This is a genomic window from Frankia torreyi (assembly GCF_000948395.1).
GTDB lineage: Bacteria > Actinomycetota > Actinomycetes > Frankiales > Frankiaceae > Frankia > Frankia torreyi.
Map to the genome: position 1 here is coordinate 152,116 of NZ_JYFN01000001.1, position 24,513 is coordinate 176,628.

General features: G+C 73.0%; 20 protein-coding genes and 2 pseudogenes. 10 read left to right on the forward strand and 12 right to left on the reverse strand.

Features of this window, described 5'->3' with window-relative positions:
* Nucleotides 1–19: 19 nt before the first annotated feature.
* Nucleotides 20–1,369, forward strand: a complete 1,350-nt coding sequence (gene nhaA / locus FF36_RS00620; RefSeq protein ID WP_479686764.1) for a Na+/H+ antiporter NhaA — start codon at nucleotides 20–22, stop codon at nucleotides 1,367–1,369.
* Here nhaA and FF36_RS39830 read toward each other — a convergent pair.
* From FF36_RS39830 to FF36_RS00645, 6 genes and pseudogenes are all read right to left on the reverse strand, one after another.
* The coding region (locus tag FF36_RS39830; protein WP_277912814.1) for a hypothetical protein at nucleotides 1,366–1,448 on the reverse strand (83 nt) is incomplete at its 5' end. The genes nhaA and FF36_RS39830 overlap by 4 nt on opposite strands.
* 1 nt (nucleotide 1,449) lies before the next feature.
* Nucleotides 1,450–2,307 (reverse strand): annotated as a pseudogene (locus FF36_RS00625) (acyl-CoA thioesterase); the annotation flags it as partial.
* 196 nt (nucleotides 2,308–2,503) lie between these two features.
* Entirely contained in the window at nucleotides 2,504–4,003 is a 1,500-nt protein-coding gene (locus FF36_RS00630) for a class I adenylate-forming enzyme family protein (protein WP_044882946.1), read from the reverse strand.
* A 12-nt stretch (nucleotides 4,004–4,015) separates the two neighbouring features.
* Nucleotides 4,016–4,330: a hypothetical protein gene (locus FF36_RS00635; RefSeq protein WP_011603124.1), complete on the reverse strand. Its 315-nt coding sequence runs from the start codon at nucleotides 4,328–4,330 to the stop codon at nucleotides 4,016–4,018.
* 768 nt (nucleotides 4,331–5,098) lie between these two features.
* Nucleotides 5,099–7,642, reverse strand: coding sequence for a sensor domain-containing protein (locus tag FF36_RS00640; protein ID WP_044882947.1), 2,544 nt, complete (start codon nucleotides 7,640–7,642; stop codon nucleotides 5,099–5,101).
* Nucleotides 7,643–7,794: 152 nt separating this feature from the next.
* The gene (locus tag FF36_RS00645) at nucleotides 7,795–8,793 is read right to left on the reverse strand and encodes an NADPH:quinone oxidoreductase family protein (protein ID WP_044883047.1); all 999 of its coding nucleotides are present in this window, start codon (nucleotides 8,791–8,793) and stop codon (nucleotides 7,795–7,797) included.
* 118 nt (nucleotides 8,794–8,911) lie between these two features.
* On the opposite strand from FF36_RS00645, the gene FF36_RS00650 reads away from it, so the two are divergent.
* From FF36_RS00650 to FF36_RS00660, 3 genes are all read left to right on the forward strand, one after another.
* Complete coding sequence (locus FF36_RS00650) at nucleotides 8,912–9,157, forward strand: DUF2630 family protein (RefSeq protein WP_041939026.1); 246 nt, start codon at nucleotides 8,912–8,914, stop codon at nucleotides 9,155–9,157.
* Nucleotides 9,158–9,230: 73 nt separating this feature from the next.
* Nucleotides 9,231–10,010, forward strand: a complete 780-nt coding sequence (locus FF36_RS00655; protein WP_044882948.1) for an SDR family oxidoreductase — start codon at nucleotides 9,231–9,233, stop codon at nucleotides 10,008–10,010.
* Nucleotides 10,011–10,036: 26 nt separating this feature from the next.
* Nucleotides 10,037–11,374: a glycosyltransferase gene (locus tag FF36_RS00660; protein WP_044882949.1), complete on the forward strand. Its 1,338-nt coding sequence runs from the start codon at nucleotides 10,037–10,039 to the stop codon at nucleotides 11,372–11,374.
* Between the two features lie 17 nt (nucleotides 11,375–11,391).
* Here the strand turns inward: FF36_RS00660 and FF36_RS00665 are convergent, their stop codons facing one another.
* Together FF36_RS00665 and FF36_RS00670 are read right to left on the reverse strand one after the other, a co-directional pair.
* Nucleotides 11,392–12,873 carry an ATP-binding protein gene (locus FF36_RS00665; RefSeq protein WP_044882950.1) on the reverse strand — a complete coding sequence of 494 codons (1,482 nt, stop codon included), beginning with the start codon at nucleotides 12,871–12,873 and terminating at the stop codon, nucleotides 11,392–11,394.
* A 43-nt stretch (nucleotides 12,874–12,916) separates the two neighbouring features.
* Nucleotides 12,917–14,635, reverse strand: coding sequence for an NAD(P)/FAD-dependent oxidoreductase (locus tag FF36_RS00670; RefSeq protein WP_199865293.1), 1,719 nt, complete (start codon nucleotides 14,633–14,635; stop codon nucleotides 12,917–12,919).
* Nucleotides 14,636–15,052: 417 nt separating this feature from the next.
* Between FF36_RS00670 and FF36_RS00675 the strand changes: the two genes are divergently transcribed.
* Nucleotides 15,053–16,069 (forward strand): CE1 family esterase, encoded by a 1,017-nt coding sequence (locus tag FF36_RS00675; protein ID WP_236706247.1) that lies wholly within the window; start codon nucleotides 15,053–15,055, stop codon nucleotides 16,067–16,069.
* Here FF36_RS00675 and FF36_RS33870 read toward each other — a convergent pair.
* On the reverse strand, nucleotides 15,983–16,672 hold the full coding sequence (locus FF36_RS33870) for a helix-turn-helix domain-containing protein (protein WP_052680870.1): 690 nt from the start codon (nucleotides 16,670–16,672) through the stop codon (nucleotides 15,983–15,985). The genes FF36_RS00675 and FF36_RS33870 overlap by 87 nt on opposite strands.
* A gap of 67 nt (nucleotides 16,673–16,739) precedes the next feature.
* On the opposite strand from FF36_RS33870, the gene FF36_RS00685 reads away from it, so the two are divergent.
* The 3 genes and pseudogenes from FF36_RS00685 to FF36_RS39835 all read left to right on the forward strand — a co-directional run.
* On the forward strand, nucleotides 16,740–17,453 hold the full coding sequence (locus FF36_RS00685) for an MBL fold metallo-hydrolase (RefSeq protein WP_044882952.1): 714 nt from the start codon (nucleotides 16,740–16,742) through the stop codon (nucleotides 17,451–17,453).
* Nucleotides 17,454–17,476: 23 nt separating this feature from the next.
* On the forward strand, nucleotides 17,477–18,212 hold a 736-nt coding region (locus tag FF36_RS00690), incomplete at its 3' end, for a nitrilase-related carbon-nitrogen hydrolase (protein WP_242422211.1).
* 1 nt (nucleotide 18,213) lies between these two features.
* Nucleotides 18,214–18,364 (forward strand): annotated as a pseudogene (locus FF36_RS39835) (carbon-nitrogen family hydrolase); the annotation flags it as partial.
* Nucleotides 18,365–18,506: 142 nt separating this feature from the next.
* Here the strand turns inward: FF36_RS39835 and FF36_RS00695 are convergent.
* Nucleotides 18,507–19,709, reverse strand: coding sequence for an ammonium transporter (locus FF36_RS00695; RefSeq protein WP_277912812.1), 1,203 nt, complete (start codon nucleotides 19,707–19,709; stop codon nucleotides 18,507–18,509).
* 271 nt (nucleotides 19,710–19,980) lie between these two features.
* Here FF36_RS00695 and FF36_RS00700 point away from each other — a divergent pair, with 271 nt between their 5' ends.
* Nucleotides 19,981–20,400, forward strand: a complete 420-nt coding sequence (locus FF36_RS00700; protein WP_044882953.1) for a pyridoxamine 5'-phosphate oxidase family protein — start codon at nucleotides 19,981–19,983, stop codon at nucleotides 20,398–20,400.
* A 54-nt stretch (nucleotides 20,401–20,454) separates the two neighbouring features.
* On the opposite strand, the gene FF36_RS00705 is transcribed toward FF36_RS00700, so the two are convergent.
* Nucleotides 20,455–21,189, reverse strand: a complete 735-nt coding sequence (locus tag FF36_RS00705; protein ID WP_044882954.1) for a TetR/AcrR family transcriptional regulator — start codon at nucleotides 21,187–21,189, stop codon at nucleotides 20,455–20,457.
* Nucleotides 21,190–21,511: 322 nt separating this feature from the next.
* Here FF36_RS00705 and FF36_RS00710 point away from each other — a divergent pair, with 322 nt between their 5' ends.
* Complete coding sequence (locus tag FF36_RS00710) at nucleotides 21,512–23,080, forward strand: DHA2 family efflux MFS transporter permease subunit (protein WP_044882955.1); 1,569 nt, start codon at nucleotides 21,512–21,514, stop codon at nucleotides 23,078–23,080.
* Nucleotides 23,081–23,124: 44 nt separating this feature from the next.
* Here FF36_RS00710 and FF36_RS00715 read toward each other — a convergent pair whose 3' ends face one another.
* Nucleotides 23,125–24,228: a sensor histidine kinase gene (locus FF36_RS00715; protein WP_220386700.1), complete on the reverse strand. Its 1,104-nt coding sequence runs from the start codon at nucleotides 24,226–24,228 to the stop codon at nucleotides 23,125–23,127.
* Nucleotides 24,229–24,513: the final 285 nt, after the last annotated feature.

Here is a 24,513-nt window from a genome sequence, read left to right on the forward strand (position 1 = left end):
CCGCGGTGTGCCGGGAAGTCTGGTCGGCGGTGATCCACCCGACCCCGGACGCTGGGAGACCGTTCTGAACCCGCCGACGCGACGTGCCCTCCTGTTCGCCCGCGGCTCCTGGGCGGAGACCCGGCGGATCGCGGGGATCCTGCGCGAGGAGACGATCGGTGGGGCGCTGCTGCTCGCCGCCACCGTCCTGGCCCTCGGCTGGGCGAACTCACCCTGGTCGGGCACCTATGATGCGTTGCTGGCCACCGACTTCGGCCCGGCGGCGCTGCACCTGGACCTCTCGGTCCGCGAGTGGGCGGCCGACGGGCTGCTGGCCGTCTTCTTCTTCGTCGCCGGTCTCGAACTCAAGCGTGAGTTCGTCGCCGGGGACCTGCGCGACCCGAGCCGGGCGGCGGTGCCGGTGGCCGCCGCCGCGGGCGGAGTCGCCGTCCCGGCCGTGTTGTACTCGCTGGTGAACCTGCACAGCGGGGCGTTGCGGGGATGGGCGATCCCGACCGCCACCGACATCGCCTTCGCTCTGTCGGTGCTCGCGGTCGTCGGCAGGAGCCTGCCCACGGCGCTGCGGACCTTCCTGCTGACCCTCGCCGTGGTTGACGACCTGCTGGCGATCGCGATCATCGCCGTCGCCTACACGGGTGAGCTGTCCGCGGTGCCACTGGTCGTCGCCGTCGTCCCGCTGGCGGCTTTCACGGTGCTGGTGCAGCGCCGGGTGCGGGCGTGGTGGCTGCTGCTGCCGCTCGCGGTGCTCACCTGGACGCTCGTCCATGCTTCCGGGGTGCACGCCACGGTCGCCGGGGTGCTGCTCGGCTTCGCGGTGCCGGTGGCGCGCAGCGAGGGGGGCGGGGGACCGCAGGCGGGCCCGGGGCTGGCGGAACACTTCGAGCACCGGTGGCGGCCGGTGTCGGCGGGCGTCGCTGTGCCGGTCTTCGCCTTCTGCTCGGCGGGGGTGACCGTCGGTGGGTTCGGGGGCCTCGCCGACGCGCTGTCCGACCGGGCCGCCCTCGGCGTCGTCGTCGGCCTGGTCGTCGGCAAGGCGGTCGGGATCTTCGCGACGACCTGGCTCGTCGCCCGGTTCACCGGGGCGAGCCTCGACGGCGGCCTGGCCTGGATCGACGTCGCGGGGCTCGCGCTGCTCGGCGGGATCGGGTTCACGGTGTCGCTGCTCATCGGGGAGCTGGCGTTCGGACCCGGCAGCGCCCGCGACGATCACGTGAAGGTGGGTGTGCTGGCCGCTTCGGTCATCGCTGCCCTGCTGGCGACGATGGTGCTGCGGCTGCGCAACCGCGTCTACGCGCGGATCCACCAGCTCGAGACGGCCGATGACGACCACGACGGTGTCCCGGACATCTACCGGGCGGCGCGGTCCTAGCGCGTCGGCGGGCGCTGCTCGCCGACGGCGCCGGCCGGCGGGCGGATGAAACCCTGCTGGGCGGTCGTCGCGACCAGGGNGCCGTCCCGCCGGAAGATCTTGCCGGTCGAGTATCCGCGTCCGGCGGAGGCGGTCGGGGAGTGCTGGTCGTGCAGCAGCCACTCGTCGGCCCGGAACGGGCGGTGGAACCAGATCGCGTGGTCGAGGCTGGCGAACGACACCCCCGGGCTGGCCGACGCGATGCCGTGTGGCCGCAGGGAGGTGGCGAGCAGGTACAGATCGGACGCGTAGGTGATCGCCTGCAGGTGGACGCGGGGATCGTCCCCCAGCGCGGTCCTGACCCGGAACCAGACCTGCTGGCTGGGGGGATACGCCCGCGGCGCGAGCGGGGACACGACGCTGACCGGCCGGAAGTCCAGCACCGCGAAGTGCGGGGGCAGCGGGCCGTCGAACCCCCAGGCGGCGAGATGGCTGGGCAGGTCGGCGACCGACTCCGGATCGGGCACATCGGGCGGGGCCGGATCGGCGTGGTCGAGCCCCTCCCTGGGGATGGTGAACGACGCCATCACCTCGAACAGCCGGCGGTCGTGCTGGCGGGCGACCACGCGGCGCACCGCCGACGAGCGGCCGTCGCGTAGGCGCTCGACGTGGTAGCTCACCGGGATGTCCGGGTCGCCGGACTGCAGGAAGTAGCCGTGCAGCGAGTGCGCCGGGAAGTCCGCGGTCTGCTGGGCCGCCGCGAGTGCCTGCCCGGCGAGCTGCCCGCCGAAGATGCCGGCGCGGGCGCGCGCGCCCCGGGCACCGACGAAAACGTCGGGCTCGGTCTCCCGGACCCCGAGGACGTCCTGCAGGGGCAGGGCGAGATCCGCGGCGCCGGCTGACGCGGCGCCAAGCGCCGGCTCCCCGACGGGACCGGGACCGGTGGGAACGACAGTCATGATGAGCTCATCCTCGCCTCGTCCTCGCCGACGCGCGTCACCGGACGGCGGCCGGTCCGCGGCACACCCGATGCCGGCCTGCGGGCCGCGTCGCGGGCGCCGCACGCGGCGTCCCGCGCNCCCCGCACNCCCCGCGTCCCGCGCNCCCCGCGCCCGCCGGTCGCAGCCGGCCGGCGGGCGCGCGATGCGGAACCGATCAGGTGAAGGCCTCGGACAGCTCGGTCCGAAGCACTCGGCGCAGCAGCTTGCCGCTCTCGTTGAACGGCAGCTCCTCGCGGAACTGGATGTGGTCGGGGGTCCGGCTGGAGCGCAGCCGGGAGCGGACGTGCGCCTTGAGGTCCTCCTCCGTCACCCCGCCGGAGGTGACGACGGCGGCGACGACCTGCTCGCCCCACTCCTTGTTCGGGATCCCGACGACCGCGGCCTCGAGCACGCTCGGGTGCTCCAGCAGCACCGCCTCGATCTCGCCCGGCGACAGGTTCTCGCCGCCGCGCACGATCACGTCGTCGAGCCGGCCGTGGACGAACAGGTACCCGGCCTCGTCGAGGTGGCCCTCGTCGCGGGTCGGGAACCAGCCGTCGGAGTCGAGCGTCGTGCCCCGGCCGAGGTACTCGCCGGAGACCTGGCCGCCGCGCACGGAGATCTCCCCGCGCTCGCCGGTGGGCACCTCGACGCCGGCCGCGTCGCGGATCGACACCTCGAGCGTCGGTAGCGGCTTGCCGACGGAGGCGAGCCGGGCGCGGACCGCCGGGTCGTCGCTGGCGAACGCCGCCTGATGATCGTCGGGGCCCAGCACCGCGATGGTGCTGGAGGTCTCGGTGAGCCCGTAGGCGTTGACGAAGCCGACGTTCGGCAGCAGGCCGACCGCCCGCTCGATGACCGGCAGGGGCATCGGGCCGCCGCCGTAGGACAGCGACCTCAGCGAGGGCAGGCCCTTGCCGTCCTTCTCCACGATGTCGAGGATGCGGCCGAGCATCGTCGGGACGACCATCGCGTGGGTGATCGACTCCTGCCGGACGATGTGCACCCAGGCGACCGGGTCGAACGCCTCGAGCTGGACCACCCGGCGCCCGGAGTAGGTCGACGACAGCACCGCCGAGATGCCCGCGATGTGGTACGGCGGCACGCTGACGATCGCGGCCTCGTCCTCCGCGGAGCCGGCGAACTCGACGGTGGAGATGATGTATTCGGTCAGGTTGCTGTGCCGCAGCACGGCGGCCTTCGGCTCGCCCGTGGTGCCGCTGGTGAACAGCAGGACGGCGATCTCGTCGGCGTCGCCGCCCCAGCCGTCCTTCTCCTTGCCCTCGGGGTCCTCGGCGAGCGCCAGGGCCTCGGCCCGGCTGAGGAACTCGACGCCGTCGACCGGCCCGACCCGCTCGACGACACCCTCACCCACGATGATCGTCGCCGGGGCGGTGCGGGCGACGATGGCGCGCAACTGCGGATCCGCCAGGCGGTAGTTGATCGGCACGAACGGCTTGCCGGCGATCGCCGAGCCGAACAGTGTCAGGGGAACCGCGGGGGAGTTCAGGTCGATCAGCCCGACCCGCTCGCCCGGCCGCGCCTCGAGCGCGGCGCCCAGGCGCCGGGCTCGGCTGGCCAGCTCGGCGAAGGTCAGACCGGAGGCCAACGGGCCGAGCGCGACCCGGTCGGCCATGCCGTCCGCGGCCATTTCGAGAAGCATCCCGAGGTGCATCGTGGCTACCCGTCAGTCAGAGGAGGGCAGGGGCTTGGCGTCCTTCTGGGCGAGGATGACCTCCCCGATGGACAGGGAACCGGTGCCGCCCTTGGTGCACAGCAGCTCGAGACCGGTGTCGGTGTCGGCGAACCGCTTGCCCAGCGGCGTGCCGGCGGAGAACGCGGGGTCCAGAGTGAGCCCGGTGGGGGCCTCGGTGCCGATCGCCACGACCGGATGGCCGCCGCACCGCAGATCGATCGGTCCCTTCGCGGGTTTCACCACGATGATCTCCGTCTGGTCGACGGCGGACCGGTAGCGGGTACCGGGCTTGGTGACAAGGCTCACGTTCTCGACCTCCTCGCTCGCGCGTGTTCCTCTCGCAGAGCGGAGGGAGTCACGCCTTTCCTGATTTCTACTGCCCGGGGGGATCAGGCGCCACCGCCCTGGGCGGGAGCGACAGCGCCACCCGTATCTGGATCGAGGGCGGACGCCGGTGGGCCCCGGCGGGATCTCGCCCGCAGCCGTCGGCCCAGGGCCGCCGGACGAACGCACCCATGCCAGCCGCCGGAACCGCTGCCGGGGCGGCTGCCCGCACGCGGCGGCGCCTCACCTAAGCATACGAGGCTACCTCGATTTCTAACAGCGATGTCACGTGACGCAGGGTGTGGGCAGGCCCCGTTTGCAGGTGTATGTCCACGGCGCGATCCCGATCGCGCCGGAACCCGCCGTACATCTCATGTGCGAAGTTAGATGTTTCATCGCTCATTGAACCTCAGATTCGGACCCGGGGCAGCCGATGCACCGGTGCCCGGCCGGAGCGGCCGTCACCTGCTGCCCGGTCCGCTGATGGCCGCTGCTGAAGGGCCCGTCGGGCCGCCGCGGCGCGCGGACGCACCCGCCGGACGCTGGGCCGGCGCCGACGGTGACCCGGTGGACCCGTCGGTCGCGATGTCCTCGGTGCTCGCCGCAGCGGCGGTCGCCGCGGGCGGCCAGGGGACGCCGGGTGGCTCGCGGCGGCTTGTGATCGAGGCAGGTCTGACGTCGTCGTCACCAATCCGCGGGGGTCGCTGTCGCCGACCGTCACCATTCGGAGTCGGCCGCCGCGCGGGGTCGTCACCGTCCGCGAGACGGGGCCGCGGGGCGGCGGGCGGTGTCCGGCTCGTTCCCGCGTCCGGCCAGCCGCGGCAGCCCCGCCGTGCTCGGACCGATCACCGGGCCGAGAAAGAGGTCGCAGCGCAGCGCCCGCAGCGTCTCCCACTGCGAGGCCGTCCCGACGTCGCCGGCCATCGTCCGGATGCCGAGCTCGTGGGCGAAGTGCATGAGGGCACCCGAGGCAGCGTGGCGCACCGGGCTGCGGTCGACGCCGTCGACGAACGTCCCGTTGAGCCGGATGTAGCCGAAGGGCACCCGGTTCATGGCGGAGGCCATCGTCCGGGCCGACCCGTAGTCGTCGACGCAGAGGTCGACTCCCAGCCGCCGCAGCTCGCCGAAGACGGCCGACAGCGCCGTCTCGTCGTCGGCGACCTCCCGCTCGGCGATCTGGAGGCACAGCCGGTAGCGGAGGTCCCCACCGGTGGCGGCCAGCAGCACGTCCAGCTCGGGAACGAACCGCGCCTCGACGAGGCAGCGGCTGGAGACAGCCACGGTCAGCAGCGGTGGTGGCGCGCCGTCCGCGCGCTCGTCCGCCCACCCGGCGGCGGCCCGGCAGGCCCGGCCCACGGCCCAGCGGTCGATCGGCACCCGCAGGCCGACGTGCGCGGGATCGGGCAGGAACTGCGCGGGCGGCACCAGCCCCCGGTGCGGATGTCGCCAGTGCGGCAGCGCCTCCGCGCCGGCCACCTCCCGGTCGATGTCCTGGATCGGCCGGTAGCGCATGACCAGCTCGTCGGCGGACACGGCCCGGCGCAGCTCGTCGTTCTCGGTGATCTGAGCCATCAGCCGGGTGCGCATCACCTCGTCGAACGCCAGCCGCCGCCCCGGCCCGCGACGCTTCGCGGCGTACATCGCGATGTCGGCGGCGTTGAGCAGATCCTCGCCGTCGGCGGTCTCCGGCTCGGACAGGGCGATGCCGATGCTGGCCGACAGCACGACCGTGCGTTCGCGCAGCACGCAGGGCGTGTCCAGGGTGGCGAGCACCCGGTCGGCGATCGCCTCGATGACGGCGGGAGAGTCGACGTCCTCGCAGAGCACGGCGAACTCGTCACCGGAAAGCCGCCCGACGACGTCGGCGGGCCGCACGGCGTGCTCGAGCCGGTCCGCCGTCAACCGCAGCAGGTGGTCGCCGGCCTGGTGGCCTAGGGTGTCGTTGACCGTCTTGAAGCCGTCGAGGTCGATGAACAGCACGCCGATGCGGGTCCCGTCGCCCCGCGCCCGCTGCAGCGCCCGGTCCAGCCGGTCGAGCAGCGCCGTCCGGTTGGGCAGCCCGGTGAGCCCGTCGCGCAGGGACCGACGGCGGATCTCGTCCTCCATCCGGAAGCGCACCGCGGCCGCGCCCAGCACGGCGCCGACCGAGCGGACGAACTGCACATCCTGCTCGCTGAACGCCGGTGCGGGTGCGGGGCGGCTCACCTCGATGACCGCCGACGGCCGATCACCTCGGCCGGTCGACACGACGAGCTCGTGGCCGCCGATGACGGCCCCGGCGGGGGGCTGCGGCGGGCACCAGGCCCCGTCGGTCCCGCCGTCGGCTCGGGCCAGGTCGGCTCGGGCCAGGTCGGCGGGGGATCCGGTGTTGTGCGGGGATTCGGTGTCGTGGGGGGATTCGGCGGCGGGGGAGACGTCGGCGAGGGTACGGGTGCGCCGACCGGTGTCGTCGAGTTCGTGGATCCGGACGGTTCCAGCCGCGAGATGTTCGGCGAGAATCCGGGCGGCCCGGGTCCACATCGAGGCGGCGTCGAGGCTCTCCAGCGCCTGCTGGCCCAGGTCGGCCACCATGGCCTGCTCGACCGAGCGGGTTCGCAGGGTGGCCAGCGCCTGCTGGTGTTCGGTGACGTCCGTCGCGACACAGGTCAGGTAGCTCACCTCGCCCTCGGGTCCCTCGATCGGCATGAGATGCAGGTCGAAGCAGCGGCCGAACGCCTCGATGACGTTGTGCAGGGGACGTCCGGCGAGCGCGGCCTGCAGCAGGCCGAGGGCGTTGGGCAGGTCCTCGAAGAGCGTGAACACCGAGATGTCGGGATGCTCGGCGAGACGCGACAGCGTCGCGTCCATGAGGCCCTCGCTGGCGAGGACGAACCCCGCCCGATCCACCAGGAACATCGATACCGGCGTGTTGTCCAGGATGAGGCGCAGCCGGTCGTTTGCGGTGATCTCGTCGGAGACGTCCTGGAGCTGGCTGAGGATCTCCCATCCCGCGGGTCCGGGCACCGTCGCCGAGGTGACGAGGACGTGGACGGTGCTGTGGTCCGGGCGCCACAGGCGGACCAGCCGCCGGGACGGCGGGTCGTGCTGGCCGGGCCGGTGGATCTCCTCGTGCCACAGCGCGCGCTCCTCGGGCACGGTGACGTCCTGCCAGTACGTGCCGATCAGCTCGTCCTCGGAACGGCCGAGCAGGTCGCAGGCCGCCGCGTTGGCCCGGCGCAGGCGGCCGCTGCGAAGATCCGTCACGGTCACCGCGAGGTTCAGGAGCTCGAAGAGGTCCGGACGCTCCTGTACCAAGACTCCTCACCCACCCCGTGCGGCCCGACGCACCCCGTGCAGCCCGGTCCTGTCCATACCCGGGCGGCCGTGCCCCCATGCGGTGCCGACACCAGCGAATGGTGACGGAAAGTAGTCATCCGGTCCGGGGTGGCAGGAGTGGGGCCATGACCTCAGGCCTCGACGCCGGTGTCGTCGCCGTCCGTCATCTCCAGGACGACCTTGCCGATCGCCTGCCGCTCGGCGACGTGGGTCAGGGCGGCACCGGTGGCGGCCAGCGGGAAGCGCGCGCCGATGAGGGGGGCGACCCGGCCGGCGCCGAGCAGCTCGGCGAGCTCGGCCCGGTCCCGCGCCGCAAGCTCCGGCTCGAACTGGGGGAAGGTGCGCAGCTCGAAGCCGCGCACGATCATGCCCTTCAACAGCAGCAGGTTGAGGGGGATGCGCGGGATCTCTCCGCTGGCGTAGCCGACGGTGACGAACCGCCCGCCCCAGCCGAGGGTGCGCAGCGCCGCCTCGGCGAAGCGTCCGCCGACGGGGTCGACGACCACGTCCGCGCCGCCGGCCGCCGCCCGGATCGCGTCGCGTAACGGCGTGCGCTCGTAGTCGATCAGGTGCTCGGCGCCGCGCTCCTTGCAGGCCGCGAGCTTCTCCGGGCTGGAGGCCGCGGCGATCACCCGCGCGCCGAGCAGCGCGCCCAGCTCCACCGTCGCGAGCCCGACGCCGCCGGCGGCCCCGAGCACGACCAGCCGCTCCCCGGGCGCGATGTCCGCGATCGAGCGCAGCGCGTGGTAGGCAGTGAGGTGGCAGACCCAGCTCGCCGCGGCGGTGGCGAGATCCACCCCGGCCGGCACCGGGATGAGCGACGTCGCCGGCGCGGCGACGTACTCGGCGAACGCGCCGCTCATCGCCGCGCCGGCCACCCGGTCACCGACCCGGACGCCTGTCACCTGCGACCCGACGCCGACGACGACCCCCGCGAACTCGCTGCCGGGGGTGAACGGCGGTGGCACCGGCACCTGGTAGCGGCCCGCGGCGATGAGCACGTCCGGCAGGTTCACCGCCGCCGCGTGCACCCTGATCAACGCCTCGCCCGGCCCTGGCTCGGGTCTGGGTACCAGCTCGGTCGTGATCTCGTCCGGCGTGCCCAGCCGATGGCAGACCGCGGCTCGCATCATCGCGATTTCCACCCGCGCAGTATGCCAGGTCACATCCCGAGAATCGCGTTCCGCGAAGGTCTTCCGCTTTGCGGTCCGATCCCACGGCCTCGGGCTGGCGTGATTGAGTGGGCGGGTGGACGACGAGCGGATCTACGCCCAGGTCAGCGCCCTCGTGGCCGAGGAGCACGAGCTGCGGGGCCGCCGCGCCCGCGGCGAGATCGACGCCGAGACCGAGCACGAGCGCCTCGAGCGCCTGGAGCAGGCGCTGGACCAGTGCTGGGACCTGCTGCGCCGCCGCCGCGCCCGGCGCGACGCCGGCCAGGACCCGCAGGGCGCCGAGCCCGGCAGCGTCTCCCAGGTCGAGCACTACCTTCAGTAGGACGGCCGGCTTCCGGGACGGCCGGCGTCGGTGGGAGGGCCGGCAGGGCGGCGGCCTGGAGTAGGGGAGCGGGATGGATCTGCAGCTTTCGGGCCGGGTCGTGCTGGTGACCGGCGGCTCGGACGGCCTCGGCGCCGCGCTGGTGCGGACCCTGGCCGCCGAGGGGGCCAGGGTGGCCTTCTGCGGCCGGGACGCCGCGCGGCTGCGGTCGGTCGCCGAGACGGCGGGTGGCTCGGCCGGGGAGGTCCTGCCGGTGGTCGCCGACGTCCGGGAACCGGCCGACCTCGATCGGTTCGTCGCCGCTGCCACCGAGCGGTGGGACGCCGTCCACGCCCTGGTCAACAACGCCGGGGCCAGCTCCGCGGGGCCGTTCGAGCGCCAGACCGACGAGGCCTGGCAGGGCGACCTCGACCTGAAGCTGCACGCGGCGGTGCGGGCGTCCCGGCTCGTCCTGCCGCACCTGCGCCGGGCGGGCGGCGGGAGCATCGTGAACTCGCTGTCGATCAGCGCCCGGGCGCCGGGCGCGGGCTCCATGCCGACGTCGGTCACCCGGGCCGCCGGACTCGCGCTCACCAAGGCCCTGTCCAAGGAGCTCGGCCCGGACAACGTCCGGGTCAACGCGATCCTCATCGGCATGGTCGAGAGCGGTCAGTGGGACCGGGCCGCGGCCGCGCAGGGCATCGGGATCGACGAGCTCTACGCGCGGATGGGGCGCGACTCCGGCATCCCGCTGGGCCGGGTGGGCCGGGCGCAGGAGTTCGCCGACCTCGTCGCGTTCCTGCTCTCCCCGCGGGCCGCCTACATCACCGGCACGGCCGTCAACCTCGACGGCGGACTGAGCCCGGTGGCCTGACGGTCCGGCCGAAAGGTGACCTTCCCGTGGCCCGTTTCCTGTTCGCCACCACTCCCGGCGTAGGCCACACCGCCCCGGCCTACCCGGTCGCCCGGACCCTGGTGGGGCGCGGCCACAGCGTCCGGTGGTACGCCGGTTCGGCTTTCGCCGACGCCATCACGGCCACCGGCGCCACCTTTCATCCCCTCAGCGAGCACCACAACGACTTCAGCGTCCTCGACCTGAACGAGCGGTTCCCCGGTCACCAGAAGCGGACCGGACTGCGCAAGCTCCAGTTCGAGATGGTCCACGGGTTCGCCCTTCCCCTGCTCGGACACGTTCGGGATCTGCGCGCCCTGCTCGAGCGGGAATCCGCGGACGTCATCGTCGGCGACACCGCCTTCATCGCTGCGGCACTGATCCAGGAACTCGGCGGCCCGGCGTTCGCCGGTTTCGGCATCACCGTGCTCGGTTTCCCGAGCCGGGAGCTGGCGCCCTTCGGCCTCGGGCTGGCCCCGTCCGCCGGCCTGGTCGGACGGCTGCGCAACCGCGCGCTCGACCAGCTCATGCGCCGGGTCGTGTTCCGGCCGATGACCGCCGCGGTCAACGACGTCCGCGGGCAGCTCGGCCTGGCGCCCACCGCCCAGATGGTGTTCGAGTATCCGCTGGTCTGCCGGCTGTACCTGCAGTTCAGCCCGCCCGGCTTCGAGTATTCCGTTCCGGATCTGCCGCCCCAGGTGTGCTTCGTCGGCCCGCCGCGCCCGTTGGCCGACCCGGCCTGGCAGCCGCCGGCCTGGTGGCCCGAACTGACGGCGGGCCGCCGGGTCGTGCTGGTCAACCAGGGCACCGTCGCGACCGATTCGGCCCAGCTGATCCGTCCCGCGCTGGACGCGCTCGCCGGCGAGGACATCCTGGTGGTCGCCGTGACCGGCGGCGCCGACCCGGCCGAACTCGGGACGCTGCCGGTCAACTCCCGGGTCGAACGCTTCATCCCCTTCGACGAGCTCATGCCGCACATCGACGTCTTCCTCACCAACGGCGGGTACGGCGGGACACAGCTCGCGCTCTCGCACGGCGTGCCGATCGTCGGCGCCGGCCGCACCGAGGACAAGAACGAGGTCAACGCCCGGGTGGCCTGGTCCGGCGTGGGCATCGACCTGCGTACCCAGACACCGACCGCGCAGCAGATCCGCACGGCCGTCCGTCAGGTGCTGGCCGACCCCCGCTATGCGACGCAGGCGCGCCGCCTGCAGGCCGAGATCGCGCGCGCCGGCCGCGAGGAGAAGGCCGCCGACCTGCTGGAGCAGCTCGCGGACCCCGCCGGCGCGGGTCCGGCGGCTCCTGTGCTCCCTGTTCAGAATTCAGGTCTGGCACCGAAAACGTGAAATCTTGGTGGGCGAATTCACGTCTGCTTGGACTGCGGCGGGCTGGCGGGCGGGTCCTCGGCTGGGCTGTCGGTGGCGGAGGCGGAGGGGGCGACGAGGGGAAGGCGGACCTGGAAGCGGGTGTCGCCGGGGACGGAGGTGACCCGCAGGTCGCCGTGGTGCTTCTTCACCACGATCCGCCAGGAGATGTCCAGGCCGAGACCGGTGCCCTCGCCGACCGCCTTCGTCGTGAAGAACGGCTCGAAGATCCGGTCCCGGATGGCGGGGTCGATGCCGGGGCCGCTGTCGCCGATCTCGACGACGCCGAAGTCGTGGTCCGCGAAGGTACGCACCGTCAGCGTGCCGCGGTGGTCCATCGCGGCGACGGCGTTGTCGATCAGGTTCGTCCAGACCTGGTTGAGCTCGGCCGCGTAGGCGGGGATCGCCGGCAGGGACCGGTCGTAGTCCCGGCGGATCTCGACGTCGTCGCCGATCTTGCGGCCCAGCATGACCAGGGTGCTGTCGAGCAGCTCGTGGAGGTCGACGGTCTGGTACGGCGCCCGGTCCATCTGCGAGTACTGCTTGGCGGCGGTGACCAGGGTCGAGATCCGGGTGGTGGAGTCCTCGATCTCCCGCATGAGCAGTTCGCTCTCGACCGTGTAGGTCAGCCAGCGCACGGCGCCGTCGAGCACGCCCGCCGGCACCGAGTCGGCCACGTGGTCGAGCCAGGCGACGTCCAGGCCGGCCTGCACGAAGATCGGCGCGACGTCCCAGGCGTCGCCGATGTCACGTTCGTCCAGCCAGTCGCCGATGAGGTCCTCGCGGTCCGAGACCTCGATCGGGGTGAGCGTCGGTGCCTTCGCCACCCGCTCCACCGCCTCTTCCTGCAGGCGGATGAGCACCTCCAGCTCGGTCCGCTCATACGGACCAGCGGCGATCATGCCGAGCTTGTGCCGCATGCCGGCGACCCGCTCGCGCAGCGCCGAGGTGGCCCGCACGGCGGCGGCCGCCGGGTTGTTCAGCTCGTGGGTCAGCCCCGCGGACAGCGAGCCCAGCGCGAGCAGCCGCTCCCGCTGGCCGACCACCTGCTGGGTGTTCTGCATGCCGAAGAACAGGCCCTCGAGCATGTGCAGGGCCATCGGGAACCACTCGCGCATCACGGTCGCCACGTCGTCGGCGTCGAGGACGAAGAAGCGGCTGGGCTCGGTCACCCGCATCGAGTTCTTGTAGAGCTGGGGCACCCGGTCGCCGAGATAGGCGTGCCAGGCGCCGGCGTACACCCCCCGCTGGGAGGAGCGCACAACCTCGATGTCGTCGGCACCCACCCGGGTGGACATCACCAGCGCGCCGGAGATGAGCACGTAGAAGCAGGTCGCGGGCGCGCCCTCGCTGTAGACCGGGCCGGGTTCGAGCAGTTCGGCGTGCCCGCGTTCGCACAGCCAGTGAAGCTGGTCGTCGGTGAGCTTCTCGAACAGGAACAGAGTGCGCAGCTCGTCGACGTCGCAGGGAACCGTCTTCATGANCGCCCTCCTGGTCGGGCCGTCTTCGCTCCGGCGAGGCACATCAATGCTTCTCCAGGTAGCGGTGGACGAGCGCGATGGCCATGGCGCCCTCGCCGACCGCCGAGGCCACTCGCTTCACCGACTCCGCGCGGGCGTCGCCGGCGACGAAGACCCCCGGCACCGACGTCTCCAGGTGGTAGGGGTCGCGGTCGAGCGACCAGCCCGGCGGGCGGCGGCCGTCGACGACCAGGTCCGGCCCGGCCAGGACGAACCCGCGCTCGTCGCGGGTCAGCACGCCGTCGAGCCAGCCTGTGCGCGGCGCGGCGCCGATGAAGATGAACAGCCACTGGGTGTCGACCGTCTCGGTCTCGCCGCTGGCGTTGTCGCGCAGCGTGAGCCGTTCGAGGTGGCCGTCGCCCTCCGCCGAGACGATCTCGGTGCAGGTCCGTACGGTGATCGCCTCGACCCCGGCGATCTGCTGGATCAGGTAGTGGGACATCGACGCCTCCAGCGACGACCCGCGCACGACCATGGTGACCCGCCGGGCGTGCCGGGCGAAGTGCATCGCCGCCTGGCCGGCGGAGTTCGCCCCGCCGACGATGTAGACGTCCTGCCCGGCGCAGGAGGGCGCCTCGGTGAGCGCGGAGCCGTAGAACACCCCGCGGCCGGTGAACTCGTCCAGGCCGGGGGCGGTGAGCTGCCGGTAGGACACGCCGGTGGCGAGGACGACGGCATGCGCGGAGATCTGCCGGCCGTCGTCGAAGTGGACCGTGCGCGCCGGGCCGCAGATCTCCAGCGCGACGGCGTCGCGCGCGGTGAGGACCTCCGCGCCGAACTTGACCGCCTGGCGGCGCGCGCGGTCGGTGAGCTGGGCGCCGGACACGCCGTCCGGGAAGCCCAGGTAGTTCTCGATCCGCGAGCTCTGGCCGGCCTGCCCGCCGGTGGCCGTGCGCTCGACGAGGACGGTGCGCAGCCCCTCCGAGGCCGCGTACACCGCCGAGCCCAGTCCCGCCGGGCCCCCGCCGATCACCACGACGTCGTAGAAGTCCGCGGCGGGGGAGGTGGTCAGCCCGACCCGGCCGGCGAGCTCGGCGTCGGTGGGGTCGGTCAACGTCACCCCGTCGGGAGTGATCACGACCGGCAGCGTGTCGGGGGACGCCTCGGCCGCGACCAGCAGCCGCGCGCCCTCCGGCTCCTCGGACAGGTACCAGCGGTAGGGCACCTGGTTGCGGGCGAGGAAGTCGCGCACCTCGTAGGAACGCGCCGACCAGCGGTGCCCGACCACGCGGGTCTCGGTGACGGGGCTGTGGTCGGCGGCGAGCCAGGCGTCGAGCAGACCGTCGACGACCGGATAGAGCTTCTCCTGCGGCGGGTCCCACGGCTTGAGCAGGTAGTGGTCGAGATCGACGATGTTGATGGCGTCGATCGCCGCCGTGGTGTCGGCGTACGCCGTCAGCAGCACGCGACGCGCCGTCGGGTACAGGTCCATCGCCTGCTCGAGGAACTCGATGCCGTTCATCGCCGGCATCCGGAAGTCCGCGAGCAGCACGGCGACCCGATCGCCGCGCAGCTTCATCTCCCGCAACGCGTCGAGCGCCTGCGCCCCGGACTCGGCGCGCACGATCCGGTAGCGCTCCCCGTACTGGCGCCGCAGGTCGCGGGCGACCGCGCGGGAGACACTCGGGTCGTCGTCGACGGTGAGGATCGCCGGGCGGGCCGGCGGCCTCGAACCGGGCGCCGCCGCGGCGCCGGGCGTGGGCGGAGCCGATGCGGACGTCATGGTTGCCCCCCGGGGAGATCGGTGGCTGGCGCGGTGCCGGTGTGTCGGACGCGGAGCGGTCGAGCGCGGGCCACGGGCCGCCAGGCCAACGCCTCGGAGAGGAGGCGGGTGGGCGCGGGTGAGCCGGTGCCGTCGGTGCGCCGCCGCCTTCCGCCAGTCTATGGTTCTGTCCCCCGCCGCGTTCGTACGTGCGGGAAACCGCCGCAGACCGACCCGTTCCGCAACGATCGCGACGATGCCGCGGCTGTCGGCCGCCTGGTCGGCGGTTCGCCACGCGGGGAGGACGCCGAGCCTCGTCGGCGAAGGTCCGCTGCCGGGCGCCTGTCCCGATGCGGACAGTCGGACAGGCGTCCGTGGCCAGACGTCATATTTCCCGGGCCTTGTTCGTACCGTGGTCAGATGTTCCGTGCTGGGAGTGTGCCGAGATGGCCGCTCGCCGTGATGGGCATCGCCGTCATGGCGGCGGTCATGTCGCTGGCCGTGGCGGTGTTGCCCGGCCGCTCCGAGACCACCATCGGCCAGGTTGCCGGCGCACCGCCACTGCGGCTGGCCGCGGGCTCGTCCCGCCTGACGGCCGGCGACGGGTGTGCGGCGTCCGCCGGACGCGTTCCGCTGTCCGGCGGGGTGCACGTTCTCGTTCACGACGGCGTCCGGCGTTCCTACCGGTTGGCGGTGCCCGCGGATTACGACGGGCGATTCTCCTATCCCGTCGTCTTCGACTTCCACGGTTTCAAGGCGGACGCGGCGCTGGAGGATCAGCGGTCTCGCCTGGGTGCGGCCGGCGCCGGGCGCGGCTTCGTCGTGGTGACTCCCGACGCGCTCGGCACGCCGCGCCGGTGGAACACCCTGAGCGAGCCGGGCAGGGCCGACGACGTCGGCTTCGTCGGTGCCCTGCTGACCGACCTCGCCTCCCGGTTCTGCCTCGACGGCCGGCGGGTGTACGCCACCGGGCATTCCAACGGCGCCGAGTTCGCCGCCGCGCTGGTCTGCCGGTCCGCCCGGTTCGCCGCCGTGGCCATGGTCTCCTCGACCTTCGAGGCCCGTTGCCCCGCCGGGCGCGCGCCGGCGACGATGGCCGTGCACGGCACCGCCGATCCGTCGGTGCCCTACGGTGGCGGCGTGGTGGCGGGCTCCTCGACCCGGGTGCCCGCGGCGCCGGAGGTGGTCCGCGCCTACGCCGATCGCTACGGCTGCGACCCGACCCCGCTGACCACCCGGCCCGCCGCCGAGATCGTCACCCGCCGCTACGTCGGCTGCGCGGGCGGCGGCGAGGTCCTGTTCGACACGGTCCTCGGCGGCACCCACCTGTGGCCGGCGAGTCCCGAGGCCCGCCGCGACCCACACGACTCACCCGCCGGGCGCACCTTCGACGCCACCGGCGCCATCCTCGATTTCTTCACCGCCCACCGGGCACCCCGGCCGGTCGCCGGATGACGCGACGGATTCCCGGTCCTGCGGGGGTTCCGGGTCCTGCGGGGGTTCCGGGTCCTGCGGGGGTTCTGGGCGATCCTGTGGGGGTTCTGGGCGGTCCTGGCGGGCGAGGAAGCGCCGGATCGCCTCGACATCGGCCGGAACGATCGGGCCCGGCGAGCGGATGGGGGGCGCCGGGCGGGTGACGACCGCGCGCGCCGGGCGAGCGGATGGTCCGGACACAAGCGCGACGTCGACCGGGTGCAGGGGCAGCGCCTCGTCGAGGACGAGCTGGCCCGGGCGGCGGTCGCCTTCCCAGCTTCCGTCGGCGTGCTGGACGTACAGTTCGTCCGCATACACGGCGTAACGCCGGAAGTCGTATCCGGAGTCGTGCGTTGTGGGGTCGGCACGGGTGGCCGCGCGGTCGAAGGCAGCGCGGATGCGGCCCAGGCTGATCCCGGCCCGCCACAGCGTCCCGATCATCCGGAGCTGGGCCAGGTCACGGCCGCCGTCGCGGACCAGCCCGGAGCGACGCCAGCGCGCCACCTGGCGGGGAGTGACCCGGGCGTCGGGCGGCTGCGGGGGGCCGGTTGCCGGCGTCCGCGACGTGGGTTCATCCCCCGTCATGTCGCCGAATGTAGCCCCACGTCGCCGGCTCGTCCCACCTCGGGGCGGACCTTCATAAGCTGAACGGATGACCGAGCGTCTGTACTTCCGCCAGCTTCTGTCCGGCCGCGACTTCGCCGTCGGCGACCCGGTCGGCACCCAGATGGTCAACTTCGTCTACCTCGTCGGGGATCGGGAGACCGGCGAGGCGGTGGTCGTCGACCCCGCCTACAAGGTGGACGACCTGCTCGCCCTGGTCGCCGCCGACGGCATGCGGCTCACCGGCGCGCTCGTCAGCCACTACCACGCCGATCACGTGGGCGGCTCCGCGTTCGGTTTCGAGATCGAGGGCATCCGCGAGCTGCTCACCCGCGTGCCCGTGCCCATCCACGTCAACCGGGCCGAGGCCGAGTGGGTGCGCCGGGCCACCGAGGTCTCCGCCACCGACCTCGTCGAGCACGACGACGCCGACGTGGTCACGGTCGGGGAGATCCCGATCCAGCTCCTGCACACCCCGGGTCACACCCCCGGCAGCCAGTGCTTCGTCGTCGACAACCGGCTTGTCGCGGGCGACACCCTGTTCCTGGAGGGCTGCGGCCGGATGGACCTGCCCGGCGGCGATGCCGGGCTGATGTACGACAGCCTGCGCCGGCTGGCCACCCTGCCGGACACCACCACCGTCTTTCCGGGCCACCAGTACTCGCCGCAGTCCTCCGAGGACCTGTCGGTCGTCAAGCGGATGAACCACGTCTTCCGGCCGACGAGCGCCCAGCAGTGGAAGTCGATGCTCGGCCTGAGCTGATCGCGACATGCTGGAGACCCGCCATGAACCCGACGACACCGGCACCGCTTTCGGCACCAGCACCGGCACCGGCGTCGGCGACCGCTCCGGCGGCCGGCCGCATCCGCACCGTGTGCCTGCAGATCGACTGCCCGGACGGCGAGAGCGCCGCGGACCGGGTGCGCCGGGTGCTGGCCGAACTGCGCCGGACCGACGCCGACCTCGTCGTGCTCCCCGAGCTGTGGGCCACCGGCTACTTCCATTTCGACGCTTACCGGGCGCAGGCGGAGCCGCTGACCGGCCCGACGCTGACCGCGCTGCGGGAGGTGGCCCGGGAACGCCGATTCCACCTGGTCGCCGGCAGCCTGGTGGAGCGGGCCGACGACGGCCGGCTGTACAACACGACCGCCCTGATCGGTCCCGGTGGCGACATGCTGCACACGTATCGGAAGATTCACCTGTTCGGCTACGAATCCGACGAGGCCAGGCTGCTCACGCCGGGAACGACCGCCGACGCCGTGCGCACCGAGCTCGGCTGCATCGGCCTGGCCACCTGCTATGACCTTCGTTTCCCCGAGCTGTTCCGGCTGCTCGGCGACGCCGGTGCCGATCTCGTCGCGGTCGTGTCGGCGTGGCCCGCGGCCCGGCTGGAGCACTGGCGCGTGCTCACCCGGGCCCGCGCGATCGAGAACCAGGTCCACCTCGTCGCCTGTAACCTCGCGGGCCGGCACGCGGGCCGCGACATGGCGGGGGCGAGCGTCGTCGTAGACCCGTGGGGGGNGGTGCTGGCCGAGGGTGGCCAGGGCCCCGCCCGGGTCCGCGCCGAGCTCGACCCGGCCCTCCCGGCCGCCGTCCGCGCCGAGTTCCCGGTGCTCACCCACCGCCGGCTCGGCGTCACCATCGTCCCGGACGCGGACGGCGTGCGGCCCTGACGCCCGACCTGCGGCCAGTTCGCGACCCTCGGCTCCCGCGGCCGGGGTCACCGGGGATGGGAGGCTCAGGGTCAGGGTCATGGTCGGGCTCAGGGTCAGGGTCGGGGTCGGGGTCAGGATCGAGGTCGCCAGCGGCTGGAGGTCACCAGAGCCGGTAGGCGACCTCGCCGTGCTGGGTGGTGTCGAGACCCTCGGCCTCCTCGTCCGCGGTCACCCGCAGCCGGTGGACCAGCCGCACCGCCCCAGCGATGATCAGTGAGACGACGAACGAGTAGGCCACCACCGCCGCGACGGCGACGATCTGCTCGCGTAGCAGGCGGCTGCCGCCGCCGTAGAACAGCCCGTCCCTGCCGCCGATGTCGCTGCTACCCAGCAGTCCGATGAGCAGGGCGCCCAGCGCGCCGCCGACGAGGTGCACGGCGCCGACGTCCAGGGCGTCGTCGATGCCGACCTTGCCCTTGACGGCGGTGGCCAGGGCGCAGACGCCGCCGGCGAGCAGACCGATGACGATCGAGCCGACCGGGGTGACGTACCCGGCCGCGGGGGTGATCGCCACCAGGCCGGCGACGGCGCCGGAGGCGGCGCCGAGCGTGGAGGCCATCCCGTCGCGCAGGCGCTCCATGAGAATCCAGCCCAGCATGGCGCAGGCGGCCGCGGTGTTGGTGTTCACGAACGCGCTGCCCGCCAGCTCGTTGGCGTGCAGCGCGGAGCCGGCGTTGAAGCCGAACCAGCCGAACCACAGCAGGCCCGCGCCGAGCAGAACGAACGGGACGTTGTGCGGGCGGAAGTCGCCGCTGGGCCAGCCACGGCGGGGACCCAGCACGATAGCCACCGCGAGTGCGGCGGCGCCGGCGTTGGCGTGGACGACGGTCCCCCCGGCGAAGTCCTCGGCGCCGTGCTCGTAGAGCCAGCCGGTGGGGGAGAAGACCCAGTGTGCGACCGGGCCGTAGACCAGCACCGACCACAGCGCGATGAACAGCGCGAAGGCGCTGAACCGGAACCGGTCCGCGCTCGCCCCCGTGATGAGCGCCGGCGTGATGACGGCGAACATGAGCTGGAAGCAGACGAACACGACCGGCGGGATGGTCTGCCCCGCCGCGCCCGTGTAACCGGCGACCTGGACGTTCATATGGGCGAGCCCGACGTGGTCGAACCCGCCGACGAACCCGTTCGCCCCGCCGAAGGCCAGGCTGTAGGTGACCAGGACCCACAGCACGCTGACGATGCCCATGCAGAAGAAGTTCTGCATGATCATGCTCAGGACGTTCTCGACCCGGACCATCCCCCCGTAGAAGAACGCCAGGCCCGGCGTCATGAGCAGGACGAGGGCGGCGCTGGCCAGCACCCAGGCGGTGTCCCCTGTGTCGATCGTCCCGAAGTCGAACGGCGTGTCGCTCCTAGTCCCTGCGCCGCCGTTGTGCGTGTCCCCGTGGTCCGTGGGCGAGCGTCGGACCAGCGAAGATGCGTCGTGCGACGAGGGTCGGCAGCGGTGCTTTCCGGCTCGTGTCGTGTGGGTATCGGGTTGGTAAAGGTGCTGTTTTGGGTGCGTATCGTGGCAGTGCTCTCCGGTTGCGTGGCTGCCGGACGGCCCCGCCTGTCCGTGGCAGGCTGGCGGCATGTCGAACCAGTCCGCCCGGCCGCCCGACCTGACCGGTCGTGGCGGGGAGTTCCTCGACTTCTGGCGGGAGCGGCACCTGTGCAGCCTGACCACGGTGCGCGCCGACGGCAGCGCGCACGTGGTCGCCGTCGGCGCGACCCTCGACCCGGCGGCCGGGCTCGCCCGCGTGATCACCTCCGGCCGGTCCCGCAAGGCGCGGCTGATCGCCGCGGGGCCCGCCGCGGGAACCGCGGTCGCGGTCTGCCAGATCGACGGGCGCCGCTGGTCGACGCTGGAGGGGCTGGCCGTGGTACGTGACGATCCGGCGAGCATCGCGGAGGCGGAGCGGCGCTACGCGCAGCGTTACCGCGAGCCGCGGGCCAACCCGCTGCGGGTCGTCCTGGAGGTGCGGATCACCCGGGTGCTGGGCAGCGTCTGATCGCGGTGGGCGCGGGTGGGCACATCGGGACGGTGCTGGTCAGGGCGGTGCTGGTCAGGACGGTGTCGCGCCGATGGCGGCCGCGATCCCGGCCAGCAGCCATTCCAGGCCCTCGGCGAAGCTCTCTCGGGCATCCTCACCGACCAGGACGAGGTCCTGGCTGTGGAACTGGGCCAGGTGCGGGTACTGGCCGCTCTCGAGCACGCCGGTCAGATAGCGCTGCACCCCCGCCCGGTCGGCGCCGCCGAGATAGCCCTGGCGCTCCCGCAGTTCGGCGGTGACGTGCCCGAGGGTGTAGGTGTCGACGGCGCGCAGCAGCGCACCTCGCCGGCGGGGCGGTAGCGGCAGGGCGGACACCGCCGCCGCGGACTGCTCGGCGTGGCGCAGCCCGTTCGGGCCGAGGCGAGGATGGCAGGCGAGCGTCTGCAGGACCCAGGGATGGCGCAGGCTGCTGTCCCGGGTGCGGTGGGCGATGGCGCGCAGGGCGTCCCGCCAGTCCGCCGGCAGCGGCTCGGGCACGATCACCTCGGCCGCCACCTGGTCGTTCATCAGCGCGAGCAGGTCGTCCTTGCGGTCGAAATGGGAGTACAGGCTCATCGGCCGGGCGTCGAGCGCCGCCGCGACCCGGCGGATCGAGACCGCCTCGAGCCCCTCGGCGTCGGCCATCGCGACAGCCGCGTCCACGATCGCCTCCCGGGTCAGCCGCGGCCGGCGGCGTTCGGCCGGCCGGGCCCAGACGATCCCGGACGACCCCCCCGCCGGCGCCGGGCGGTCTGCCGCGCCCGTCACCCCGGCGAGCGTCGGGCTCGTGGGGGTCGGGCTCGTGGGGGTCAGGTTCGTGGGTGTCGGGCCTGCGGGTGCTGCCGGGCGGTGTGCGGGGGCCGGGGGGACGAAGGCCGTCGGTACCGCCGGGAGTCTCTCCGCGCGGGTGTGGTCACCCATACCTCGAGGTTACGTGGTCCGACGACATCGTTACGGTGTACGAGTCACGATGCGCCGTAGCGAAAGCGAGACGGTGTATCGTTCAGGCGTGGGTTGGCGAGTGCCGGTTATCCGCCGCGCTGGTGGCGCCGTGACGTGATCCCCTGAACCGTTCCGGAGGTGTGGGCCCATGGCTGTGCAGGCCGAGGTGTCGACGGCGGATGGCGCCGGCGCGGGCAGTGGCGACCGGTTGGATCCCGAGCTCGTCCGGCTGGCGCTGGTCGTTCTCGTCGGAGCGGTCGTGGTGCAGCTCGACGCGACGATCGTGTCGGTCGCGCTCGACACCCTCGCGCGGTCCTTCGACGTCGGCGTGTCGACAATCCAGTGGGTCAGCACCGGCTACCTGCTGGCCCTCGCGGTGGTGATCCCACTCACCGGCTGGTCGGTCGAACGCTTCGGGGGTAAGCGGATGTGGCTGGCGTCGCTGACGCTGTTCCTGGTGGGCTCCGTGCTCTGCGGGATCGCCTGGTCCGCGAGCAGCCTGATCGCCTTCCGGATCGTCCAGGGCGCGGGGGGCGGGCTGCTGCTGCCGCTGATGCAGACGATCCTCGCCCAGGCGGCCGGTCCCGCGCGGTTGGGCCGGCTCATGGCGACGGTGGCCGTCCCGGCCCTGCTCACCCCCGTGCTCGGCCCCGTCGTCGGCGGTGTGCTCATCGACGATCTCGGCTGGCGGTGGATCTTCTTCGTCAACGTGCCGGTCTGTGTCGTCGCCATCGCGCTGGCCTGGCGCCTGATGCCCGAGATGCGGGTAGCGCAGCGCCACCCGTTCGACGGGGTCGGGTTTGCCCTGCTCTCGCCGGGGCTCGCCGTCGCGATCTACGGCTTGTCCGAGGCGGGTCGGCGCGGCGACTTCACCGACCCGAGGGCGCTGGTGCCTCTGCTCACCGGATTGGCGATGATCGCCGTGTTTGCCTGGCACGCGTTGCGGACCAAAATCGTTCCGTTGATCGATCTGCGCCTGTTCCGCTTCGCGTCGTTCTGCGGCTCCGCGGGGATGATGTTCCTGTTCGGGCTCTCGCTCTACGGCGCGATGTTGTTGCTTCCGCTCTACGAGCAGCAGGTGCGGGGGCGCAGCGCCATCGAGGCCGGGCTACTGCTCGCGCCACAGGGGCTCGGCATGATGCTTGCGATGATTCTGGTCGGCCGGCTGGTCGATCGGACCAGCCCGCGGCTGCTCGTCCTGATCGGGATCGTGCTCAGCGTGCTGGGCTCGGTGGCCTACACCCAGGTCGGCGCGGACACGAGCGAGGTCCTCCTCGGGGGCTCCCTGGTGCTGCGGGGAATGGGCCTCGCGGCCGCGTCGATCCCCGTCATGTCGGCGGCCTACCATGGACTACGTCCCACCGACATTCCCCGCGCCACCTCGGCGGTGCGCATCTTCCAGCAGATCGGCGGCTCTCTCGGCACCGCCGTGCTCGCGGTGGTTCTGGCCCATCAGCTACGGGGGACGACGTCGGGTGGCGCCGCGGTAGACCTCGGCGCGCAGGCGCACGCCTACGCGGTGGCGTTCTGGTGGACGCTGGGGTTCTCCGTACTCGCCGTTCCGATGGCCCTGCTGTTGCCGGGTCGGGCGGCCGGCAGTCCGCGGCCTGCGGCACCACGGGACGGATCGGCTGCGGCGGAGTCGGCTGTCGGACCTGACCCGGGCACGCCGGGTCTCGTACCTGGCGAGACGGGCCCGGTGGCGCGGCCAGTCTGACGGTTTCGCCCGAGCGGTGCCCTGGCGGCGGACGGCACCGAAGATCAGTGCCCGGAGCCGGGGTCGTCGGTGGCATCCCGCCAGGGCAGCGCGACGCTGACCAGCGTCGGGCCGCCGGGCGGGCTGTCGACGACCAGGGTGCCGTCGATGGCGTCCAGGCGCCCGGTCAGACCGGCGAGACCCGTACCGCAGCGGGGATCCGCGCCGCCGACGCCGTCGTCGCTGACCCGCAGCAGCAGGCTGGCTCTGTCGGGGCGGCGCAGCTCGATCGTGGCGGCGCTGGCCTGGCTGTGCTTGCTGATGTTGGTGAGCAGCTCCGACGCGGTGAAGTAGACGATGCCCTCCAGGGCGGGGGCCGGCCGGCTGCTCAGCTCGACGGCGGCCCGGGTGGGCACGGTGCACCGGGCGGCAAGCGAGGTCAGGGCCGCGGGCAGGCCGCGATCGGTGAGGATCGCGGGATGGATGCCGCGGGCGAGGTCGCGCAGCTCCTGCAGGGCGAGTTTCGCCTCGCCGTGCGCCTCGGCGACCATTTGGGCGGCGGCGTCAGGATCGTCGGCGAGCTTCTCCTTCGCCAGCCCCAGGCCCATGGCCAGCGCGACGAGCCGGGCCTGCGCGCCGTCGTGCAGGTCGCGTTCGATCCGCCGCAGGTCGGCGGCGGCGGAGTCGGCGAGCGCGCCCCGGTCCGCCTCCAGCTCCCGGATCCGTCGCTCCACCCCCTCCGACGGGGAGAGCAGTCCGCGGATCATCGCCCGATCGACCGCGACGAGCCCGCGCGTGGCCGAGGGCAGCACCACCCAGCCCACGGTGAGCAGCAGCACCGCCGCCACAAAGCTGATGATGCTCCAGGGCAGGCGGATGAACAGGTACAACGCGGTACGCCAGGACACTGGATCGGCCAGCGCGGCGAACATCGAGCCGAGCCCGCCGGCCCGGCGGCGCGGCCGCCGCGACGGCGCGCCGATCCGCAGGCCGAGCAGCCACCGCGCCCGGACCCGCTCGATGGTGCCCAACACGCGGCACAACTGCAGGCCGAACGCGAGCACGGGTATCCCGATCACCGTGACCACCAGGCCCGCACCGAGGGCCAGCGCCGTCGTCACGCAGACGAAGCCGATAATGCCCAAAGGGAGGTTCAGCAGCAGGAACAGAACACCCCGCCAGGTCGCGGCGCCCGCGGCGAGCCGTNGTTGGCGGGGCGCGGCGGCCTCGGCGGATCCGGCACCTTCGGGGGCCGGGGCGGGGTCGGCCGTGGCGGCGACAGGCGCAGTCACCGGCTGCCGTCCTCCCACTGGATCTTCCCACCGGAATCGTCTCGGGCCGGTCCCCGCGGCCGGTCCGGGACGTGCGTCGAGAGTACCCCGATCATGGCTAAGCCGAGACTTTTGTCGGTGGGGGATGGTTGTCTTCTCGTAGATCCGGAGGGCATCCGCTTC